This is a genomic window from Wolbachia endosymbiont of Nasonia oneida, from assembly GCF_009012935.1.
Taxonomy (GTDB): domain Bacteria; phylum Pseudomonadota; class Alphaproteobacteria; order Rickettsiales; family Anaplasmataceae; genus Wolbachia; species Wolbachia pipientis.
On sequence record NZ_QESS01000027.1, the window covers coordinates 1 to 9,967 of the forward strand.

The 9,967-nt window shown below is 34.3% G+C and carries 7 protein-coding genes and 1 pseudogene; 5 read left to right on the forward strand and 3 right to left on the reverse strand.

The annotated features are described in order from the left end of the window. Positions 1 to 8: 8 nt before the first annotated feature. The 3 genes from DEF52_RS05645 to DEF52_RS05655 form a co-directional block, all read right to left on the reverse strand. Entirely contained in the window at positions 9 to 1,901 is a 1,893-nt protein-coding gene (locus DEF52_RS05645; protein WP_237357374.1) for an SNF2 helicase-associated domain-containing protein, read from the reverse strand. A 465-nt stretch (positions 1,902 to 2,366) separates the two neighbouring features. Continuing rightward, positions 2,367 to 3,473, reverse strand: a complete 1,107-nt coding sequence (locus DEF52_RS05650; RefSeq protein ID WP_151808095.1) for a hypothetical protein — start codon at positions 3,471 to 3,473, stop codon at positions 2,367 to 2,369. Then, positions 3,439 to 4,671: a hypothetical protein gene (locus DEF52_RS05655; protein WP_151808096.1), complete on the reverse strand. Its 1,233-nt coding sequence runs from the start codon at positions 4,669 to 4,671 to the stop codon at positions 3,439 to 3,441. Before DEF52_RS05655 ends, DEF52_RS05650 begins: the two co-directional genes overlap by 35 nt. Before the next feature lie 225 nt (positions 4,672 to 4,896). Here DEF52_RS05655 and DEF52_RS05660 point away from each other — a divergent pair, with 225 nt between their 5' ends. The 5 genes and pseudogenes from DEF52_RS05660 to DEF52_RS05680 form a co-directional block, all read left to right on the forward strand. Continuing rightward, positions 4,897 to 5,373: a crossover junction endodeoxyribonuclease RuvC gene (locus DEF52_RS05660; protein WP_151808097.1), complete on the forward strand. Its 477-nt coding sequence runs from the start codon at positions 4,897 to 4,899 to the stop codon at positions 5,371 to 5,373. A 113-nt stretch (positions 5,374 to 5,486) separates the two neighbouring features. Further along, positions 5,487 to 6,698: a DNA modification methylase gene (locus DEF52_RS05665; protein WP_151808098.1), complete on the forward strand. Its 1,212-nt coding sequence runs from the start codon at positions 5,487 to 5,489 to the stop codon at positions 6,696 to 6,698. A gap of 7 nt (positions 6,699 to 6,705) precedes the next feature. After that, a complete protein-coding gene (locus DEF52_RS05670; RefSeq protein WP_151808099.1) occupies positions 6,706 to 7,191 on the forward strand; it encodes a hypothetical protein in 486 nt (161 codons plus the stop codon). An 18-nt stretch (positions 7,192 to 7,209) separates the two neighbouring features. Further along, entirely contained in the window at positions 7,210 to 8,688 is a 1,479-nt protein-coding gene (locus tag DEF52_RS05675) for an ankyrin repeat domain-containing protein (protein ID WP_151808100.1), read from the forward strand. Further along, positions 8,685 to 9,926: pseudogene (locus DEF52_RS05680) on the forward strand (phage terminase large subunit family protein); the annotation flags it as partial. The gene DEF52_RS05675 and the pseudogene DEF52_RS05680, both read left to right, overlap by 4 nt. Between the last annotated feature and the right edge of the window lie 41 nt (positions 9,927 to 9,967).

The following is a 9,967-nucleotide window of genomic DNA, read 5'->3' on the forward strand; positions in this document are numbered from 1 at the left end:
AATACATTCTAACACTTTTTCCTTAACTTAATGGCAGTGATCTCTTTATCACCTATCGCTATTTTCCAATCAAACTTCAATAATTTTTCAAGCGTTAAGAAACTTTTCCGATCTTCTTCAATTTTGCCTTTAGCAGATAAATTAAGACTCAACTTTGGCTTTAGGATTTTTTCCAGTGATTTTGGTAAGATAACTATAACGCCAATAGCTCTTAATACTGGCAAGATGTTTAAAAACAATGGTGCAAAATCATCTAAGCTAAACAACAACTTACTATCGTCGTCAGTTGACCTTTCTAGTTCAGGTATATACTCAGACAACAGTCCAATATCAGATAAAATGCTAAGTTTTGTGCTGTGATTAAACAGTGCTTTTTTCAGCTTTATTATCGATTTTCCATCATCTAAAGATACCTGTATATCAAGCTCAAATCTTTCATAATAATCTTTTACCATTAAGTAAAGTTTGTATGGTTTATCTGTTAAATAAAGCCGTGATAACCAGAGATTAATTGCTTGAGGTATTTCTCTGTTGCTAAACTCACTAAACTTGTATGCTGATCCAGTAAAAAATAATGCAAAGATGTGCTTGTCTCGATACTTGTCCATTGATGAAGGAAAGGTATTCTTTTCTCTATACTTATCAAGTGCTGCAGGAAAATTATTTGCCATGTATCCCAAAAGGATTAAAGAAATTGCAATATTAACCTGTTCTTCAGGCTCTATAGAAGTTTTCTGATATTGAATTAGTAGAGGTGGACACATAGATGATATTTTTCTATGAATTTCTTTGACTGATTCATTAAACAACGCAGGGATCCACCTAATTATGAATTCTCCTCTTTTATTTTGTAGTATTTGTGGTACTAGTGCTGATTTTTCCATGAGCGTACGTGCAAACTGTGAAATCATATGCATGAAACGAAGTTCAGAATTAAGCTTGTGCAGTAATAAAATAGGAATATCGTTTAAAAATTGTGCTATATTCCTCGAAACACTTTCGCTGAGCATAAATGAATTAGCTATACCATTGTTTACTCGAATAAGTTGGTATTGGTCATCGATAAATAATTGAAATGTTTGCCAATGTTCAATACTTCCCCATTTGGTAGTAAACAATTCTTCTTCCGATAGCTTTTTCTTGGAAGAGTAGAAAGAATAATCTGATTTCCCCGTAGGATATTTTTGCCAATGCTTGTAAGCTGTTTGCAGAATACTGTGAAAATTTTTTTCAAAAAAGAGTGGATTATTCGTCAAGATATTTTCGATACAGCTAGCAAGGTTAGGGATAGTCGATAGATCAATATCATTTAAGTTTACTTGGTCATATACTTTAACTTTAGAAGACGATTTAAATAGATCATTAATTTTTAGAATACTTTGAATGTTTTCTAATTTTCCATTTCCAAAATCATCAATCAGCGACAACAAGTCACAATTATGAATATTGAAAATTACGAAAGGGTTTTTATCAATTTCTGCAGCAATAAGATAAATTACAGCAGCAATATGTTTACAAGGCATAGCCCAATCAGGACAATTGCAACTTGCGTTCATTTCTTCCCAATTCGAGGGAAACAATTTAATACCTGAGTCGTTAAGTTTATCAAACAAAAGTGTTGGTAATTGTTTATTTATTAATTTAGGTAATATAGAGGGAGAATTTTCAACAATACAACGGATAGCCGATGAATTTAATTCATTGAGTATTATTTTAACTTTATATGGATGAGGTCTTGAACCACTAACTTTGGCTGTAATTGTATTACCATTGATTTGAATACCAAAAGCTCGACCAGTATTAGCATAAGTTCTACCACGTGAAAGGCGGTTATCGTAATCAACTTCATTGAAAGATTGAAGCCATTTCTTACCCCACCACGTTCTTCCGTAAATAGACATCGTACAAAATCATATATTTTAGCCTAAATAAACTCAAGTAATCTAACATAAATCACTACAAAATGCCAAAAAAACAACAGAAAAGGCAATATGAAAACCTTTTTTCTACAGTCTCTTCATTTTTTGTGATTAAAAATTATTTTAACTTTTTTTGAGAAAATCCAGGAAAAAGTAGTAAGAAATCCGGTATATATTAGTACAGGGGCATTGAGTGTAGATGTGCTTCAAACACAAAAGTTGGCAAACGAACAGAGTAGAAAAGATTGAAGAAAGCAAAAGAAACGAGGTAGGTTTTTGGTGAGTTACGTAATTGAGAATTTATATTTTCAAATTTCTTTAAATAAGATAAAAACTGTATTTTAAAGCTAGATGCGACTTTAGGGTAAAAATCCAACCAAAGAACGCGTCTTTAAAACTTGATTACACGAATTTTACTTTTTCCGTTTTTACTTCTCGTCAACATAGTTAACGAACTACCACAGTAAAAGGGTTAATACGGTAACCATAATCTTTACGCGATGATCCAGGCCAACCAACTGTTTGAATCACATTATTACGTTCGATGTTTAGTCCTAACTTTTTAGCTAAGGTGGTTTTTATTGTCCTTTGGATTGTGTTTAGTGGTTTTCTGATGTGATGTTCTGGATCTGCTTCTGGATCAAGATTTAGGCGCTTTTCTATTTCAGTTATGCTAAGCAACATGTGTTTTTCAGGAGGTAATTCCTTTTTACAATCATTCAAAAATTGTTCAAATAATATGCGAAAAACCTTCATACATGCTACAGCTTTCTTATTTAGAATCTCTATATTGTTTACGTAAAGTGAGCCCTCTATCAATTGCAACTTTAGTAATTCCTTCTCTTTAGGAGGTTCAATTAGATTAAGTGCAGTATGTAAGATTTGCATTGAAGTATTTGGTATGAACTCTAGTAATCCTCTTTGTGCTGCTTCTTGGAATACTTCAATTAACGTCTTATGCTGAAAGAAAAGGTCAACCATTTTTACTGTGGGCAAATCAAGAGGTATGTTTGATGGATTTTTTCTCAGTATTATTAATACAGTTGGATTAGCTTTAAGCTTATCTATCGTTAAGAATGTTGGATTGGTGCAAAAATCAAGAACAATGAGATTTACAAATTGACCTTGGTCACCAACATGATAAACTCCTCTTTCCACCTTTTGCCACATGAAATGCGTATTACTTAGCTGACCTTCAAACCAATGCATGATTTTCTCTGGGTTTAAATATACAGATAAGCGATGAAATCTTTGCTTCTTGTAGGTATTAGGTAAAATATCACGGTTGCAATTTTCACAAATTATATTATCGCATGCTTCGTTAAAGTCCTCATCAATGAAAATCTCATTGTTACAGTATGGATCAACTATATTTGGCCAATCTAATTTATCTTGTCTACGAGAGCAGATAATGTAGGACCTCTCTTGCATCTTAATTAATTTGAGATCTGACAAATACCTTGCTGCTTTGATGTAATTTTGATTTGGATTAACCCAAGAGCTGCCAGAATTAAGAAGGTCAGAGATTTGCTCTTGGCAAGATTGTAAGACCATAAAATTGTTTTATGTATGCTTTAAAATCCTCTCTTTCCCTTTTATTCAGAGGATGTTCAGAGTAGTAAATTGCTATGTACTCATCACTTCGCTTGAAAAATAAGCCTATCTTTTTGCCTTGAAATATCACTTTAATCGACTCTATAAATGGCACTATGTCTCCTACAAATGGCTTTAAAACATGCAATTCCGGTGCAATAGGATCATATGGAGCGACAGTCAAGGTGATATTAGTGTAGCTGTAATTGAAACGATTTGACTGAAACTTTAACTCAAAAACACGAATATTTGAATCAGATTCATTAATACAAGTTTCTATAAATTTATGTACCTGTTCCGCGAAATTTTTATCCTGCACATCTACAAAAATACATTCGCAACCAAAGTAACAACTTGCAATGCTATTTGCTATTTCTATAGCTTGATCGATATTTCTAGCACCAAGATCTACCTGAGTGCCATTTAGTAGAAAATCCAAAATCATCCACTCTGCCTTATGGCCATGAATGACTTTGTTTGAATTTAATAACAAATCTATATCGCTAGCTTTGCGTATTAACACATATAAACGATTCTGATGATAGAAGAAACCTTGTAATTGATTCTCGAAACTGTCATTTTTCTTAATGTTATCTTCTTTCAGTATTTGTTGTATGATTTCCTCTGAGATAAAGTCTTTAAATGGAGTACTTGGTCGTCTTGGTATTTTTTGTAAGGCAAAAGACATGAAACTCTTTCTTTGTATTTTTTCAAAGTGATAGACAGACTTTAAAAGATTGTAATCTGCATGAAACAGTAAAAACAGCAAAGACTTCTTATCATATTTATTATTATTTTTTACAAGGTAGGATTTCATGAGTTCTGTAGTTAATGCAGATCTTGCAATTTCACTGACAGTAACTTCTAGTTTTGCGCGGTCAAAACAGGTAATCAAGTAGTAAGTAACGAGAGAATCGGAATAATTAGCAATCACTTTACGTTTGTATTGTACAGATGTATTATCGTAACTTTCATCATCAAAGAGTTGAGCATTTAATTTATCTTTAAAGGAGTTTTGAAAAATAATATTTAATTGCTTACCAGAAAGTGAATCTATCCAAGACTGACGTATTTTTGTATTGTGAAAACGATCAAGCAAATGGTTAACAGGGACTTCTAAATCATCTTCCCAAAATTTACGATTTGGATAAATGTTCATAAGAAACTAACCACACCATAATAGCATAATAGACTATTTAAATAGTTAAGATAGAAATTTGAAAATCTTGACCAATAATTATGCAAGGGCTGTTTACTGATTTTTAACCAAGTTTTTTCTAAAAAGTTTGCTTAAGAAGAAGATTTTTTGGACAAAAATTTTTCAAATCCTGAATATATATTATATAGGCTTCACGTACTCTAGCGAAACAAATTCTGAATATAAATGTCAATCCTAACACTGGACCTTGGCAAGCAAACAGGCTGGGCTATTTTCACTGATGGAGTAATTCAAAGCGGGAGCGAAAGTTTTCATGGTAGCCGTTTCAGCGGAGGTGGAATGCACTTCTTAAATTTTCGTAGGTGGCTCAATGAGATGAGGGAAAGATTTTCAGATATTGAAGCAGTGTATTTTGAGGAAGTAAGAAGACATCTAGGAACTGATGCAGCGCATTGCTACGGTGGTTTTCTTGCAGTTCTCTCTGCTTGGTGTGAAGAACATCATGTGCCCTACCAAGGTGTTAATGTTAAAACTATCAAACGCTTTATAACGGGCAAAGGCAATGCAAGTAAGAGTGAAGTTATTGAGTCTGTAAAGGAAAAAGGATTTTCACCTAGAGATGATAATGAGGGGGATGCTTTAGCTTTGATGTTCTATGTTATGAATTTTAGTAAAGATATTAATAAGACGGAAAATCGATAAAAAGTGGGTCCTTTCGGCCATACTAGCGGATTTGGTGGTGCTGACCTCAGGCCTTTTCTAGTGTTAGACATATTTTGAATATTAACTTTTTAATTATTAAGAATTTAAATTATATGAATTTAGCAATCCACTATTATCCTACTCGAGATCTAGTCGAATATGAGCATAATCCACGTAAAAATGACGATGTAGTAAACAGAATGTGTGCTTCAATCAGGGAATTTGGCTTTCGTATACCAATAGTTGCAAAAAGCGATGGAACTGTGGTTGATGGTCATTTAAGACTTAAAGCAGCAAGAAAACTTGGTATGGAGAGTATTCCAGTGGTCCTCAGTGATAATTTAAATGAGCCACAAACCAAAGCTTTTCGACTACTTGCCAATCAATCAGCTAATTGGGCAAAGTGGGATGATGATCTTTTGAGAGTGGAAATTCAAGAGTTAGAAGATTTACAGTTTGATCTTAAAATGACTGGATTTGAGCTAGAAAAAGTTCAACATTTCCTTGATGATTTAGATAGTGAAAAAGAAGATCTTTCTGACTTGGTTGGTGATGAAAAAAGGGTAGAAATAACAAAACCAGGGGATTTATGGATTTTAGGTGATCATCGAATCTATTGTGGTGATAGCTCTGTAGTTGAATCATATAAAGCGCTGTTAGATGATAAAATGGCAGACATTACTATTTGTGATCCTCCATATAACGTTGATTATGGTAGCAGTCAAGATAAAAAAATATTAAACGATAATCAAGGTGAAAAGTACGAACTTTTTCTCTACGACATCTGTTCCCATATTTTAGCATATACGAAAGGTGCAATTTACATCTGCATATCATCATCAGAGTTTTCAACGTTGCAAAAAGTATTTGAAGAAGCAGGTGGTCATTGGTCAACATTTATCATTTGGGCAAAGAATCACTTTACGCTAGGCAGATCAGATTATCAAAGACAATACGAAGCAATGCTCTATGGATGGAAAAGCGGTAATAAACGTGAGTGGCATGGAGGAAGAAATCAAAGTGATTTGTGGTTTTATGACAAACCAGTGCATAACTCATTACATCCAACAATGAAGCCAGTAGAGCTAATGGAGAGAGCAATAGTAAACAGCAGCAGATCAGGAGACATAGTTCTTGATCCATTTAGCGGTTCTGGCAGCACACTGATTGCATGTGAGAGAACAGGAAGAATTTGTAGGACAATAGAGCTAGATTCAAAATTTGTAGATGTAACCATAAAACGTTGGCAAATATATACCGGAAGAGAAGCTATTCTTTCTGGTACTGGTAAAACTTTTTCAAAGATTCAAGAAGAAAAACAGTAAGAAAAAAGTGGAAAAAATCACACAAACAGAATGGGCAAGAGAGATAGGAGTATCAAAGCAATATGTCTGTTATTTAGTAAAAAAAGGAATAGTTAAGTTGGAGGATGGTTTGGTAAGTAGAGAACAAGCAAATGAAGCAGTAGCGGCAATAAGAGATCCAAGTCAGCCACTGAGGAGGAAAAATCCAGAAAACGAAAATACAAGTAACCTTTCCACGATGTTGCTAAAAACTAGAATAAAAAATGAAATGGAACGAGGTAAACTGCTTGAGGCAAAGGCAAAAGCTGAGATTGGTGAACTTGTAGCAGTAGAGGAGGTAAAAAACGAAGCATTTAATGTAGCAAGAGTTGTCCGTAATAATTTGCTTAATATTCCAAATAGAGTTTCAGCACTGCTTGCATCACTGAGTGACACTGAAAAGATTCATATGGCGCTAACTGAAGAGATTACAAACTCACTCGAAGAATTATCTAACACTAAATTTCAAATATAAAAAGATTTTGAATATAAAATGACTGATAACTTAAGTTTAGAGTTAATAAAGTGTCTCATCAATCAACCTGGATTAGATGTTAATGTTAGAGGATTAAATGGAAAGACACCACTACATTGCGCTATAGAGTTTGACGAGTTAAGCATGGTGGATTTATTACTCACGAAGAAGAACATTAATCCTTTTGTTGAGGACAATGAAGGCAAAACCTCCTTAGATTATGCCAAAGAAGGGAAAAAAGCAGAAATATTACAAGCGCTAATTAATAACAAATACGGATCAGAGGAAGATAGCTTACTTCACTTAGCTGCAATGATAGGTGAAGTTAATGCAGTAAGATATTTGATAGGAAAAGGTATTGACGTTAATGTACTAAATACTTTGCATCATACGCCATTACATCTAGCAGCAGGCATAGGACATGAAAATGTTGTCAAAGTTTTAGTGGAAGAAGGAAGCGCTGAAATAGATGTCTTTGATGCACGAAATCAGACACCAATGCACTATGCAGTTAATAATAAAAAGTTGGAGATAGTAAAGTTATTACTGGAGCTTGGAGCAGATGTAAATAGCGCACGTGTAGGACAAAACTCGATGAAATTATCACCTGTGCATATAGCTGTAAGTAATACTAATTACGATGAAAGGGATTTATGTCTTGATATCCTCAAATGCTTAATAAAGGAGCCTAATGCTCAAGTCAATTTGCAGGACTACGAAAATAGAACACCTCTACATTACGCTGAAAGACTTAAAACAATAGAAGTTTTACTAACGCGAGAAGATATAGATCCTCTGGTAAAAGACGATAGCGGTAAAACACCATTTGACTACGCTAAACCTGAGATAAAGAAGGCTTTGATGAGCAACAAATATGGATCTGAAAAAAATAGTTTATTACATTTAGCTGCACAAAGAGGAGATATTGAGCTTGTAGAGTCCATTTTAAAAGAAGAAGTTGATGTTAATATTTCAAACAACAAAGGTCTATCACCTATCCACCTTGCTGCAGAAAAAGGACATTTACATGTAGTAAAATTACTGCTGAAAAAAGGAGCAAATTATACACCTATTTTACATTTAGCAATCAAATCAAACAATTTAGAGTTACTAAAAACTTTATTTAAAGAAAAGAGTATCAAATTACCAGACGAGATAGGCAGATCTGTACCAATTTATTATAGGTGTATAGAGCATAGAGATGCAAAAGTAAGAAAATACAATAGTGTGATCTGTGTTTTTACCTCAGTAAGTGCAGTAGCAATGGCAGCATATATAGGTTTAACAGCAACAACAATAAGCAGTGCAATCATTTTTGCAACAATAACAGGAATACTTGCACTTATTATAGCAATAATGATAAGTGAGATGAGCAAAAGATATATAGAAAACGAATTTCAGAAAAAGATGTTTATGGAATTGGAGGAGTCTGGAGAAATAAGTTCTACTGTTAATGATATTGAGATAGAACCAGTGATGAGTAGATGCAGACAATGATATACGCTAGAGCTTTTTCTGAAGGTTTAAGACCAGATCCAGAGCTTAAAGTATCAGAGTGGGCAAATGAGTATCGAGTTTTAGCAGCAACTGCAGCATCAGAGCCAGGAAAATGGAGAACGGAGAGAACTCCTTATTTAAAAGAAATCATGGATTCACTTTCTCCGTCCTCACCAGCAGAAAAAGTAGTATTCATGAAAGGAGCACAGATTGGGGGAACAGAAGCTGGTAACAATTGGATTGGCTACATTATCGATCAAACACCAGGTCCAATGCTAGTAGTACAGCCAACAGTTGAAATGGGAAAGCGTTGGTCAAAGGGAAGATTTGCACCACTGATTGAAAGTACACCATGTTTAAAAAGTAAAGTAAAAGACCCAAGATCAAGAGATTCGGGCAATACTGTGCAAAGTAAGGAATTTCCAGGTGGAATAGTAGTAATAACTGGAGCAAATAGCAGTGTAGGACTTAGATCTATGCCAGTAAAATATCTCTTTCTTGATGAAATAGATGCCTACCCAGGAGATTCAGGAGGAGAAGGAGATCCAGTACTGCTCAGTATTGCTCGAACTAATACATTTGCACGGCGAAAGATTTTTTTAGTATCAACACCAACAATTCATGGAATCAGCAGAATTGAGAAAGAATTTGAAGCAACAGATAAGAGATATTTTTTTGTACCATGTCCGCATTGTAATTACTATCAAGTTCTAAAATGGTCACAAATAAAATGGGAAGATAAAAATCCAAATACAGCACACTATGTATGTATAGAATGTGGTAAAAAGATAGAAAATCATCAAAAAACAGAGATGCTTGAGCGTGGAGAATGGAGGCCTACTAATAGAGTAAAAGGTGAGAAAAAAGGATTTCATCTTTCAAGTCTTTATAGCCCAGTTGGCTGGTATAGTTGGCAACAAGCAGTAGAGGACTTTCTCCATGCAAAGGAAAGTGAACAATTACTAAAAGTTTGGATAAATACCACGCTTGGAGAAACTTGGGTAGATAAAGGAGAAGTACCAGACTGGAAGCAATTATTTAACAGGAGAGAATTTTTTCCCGTAGGCACAGTACCAAAAGGCGAAGTAGTTCTCACAGCAGGTGTTGATGTCCAAAAAGATCGTTTAGAAGTAGAAGTTGTAGCATGGGGAAAAAGCCGCGAAAGTTGGTCAATAGACTACCGAGTATTTGAAGGAGATACTGGAGGAGGAGAAGTATGGGGAAAGCTTTCGGCACTGCCATTAAGTTAAGGAAAAAGTGTTAGAATGTATTATAAAAT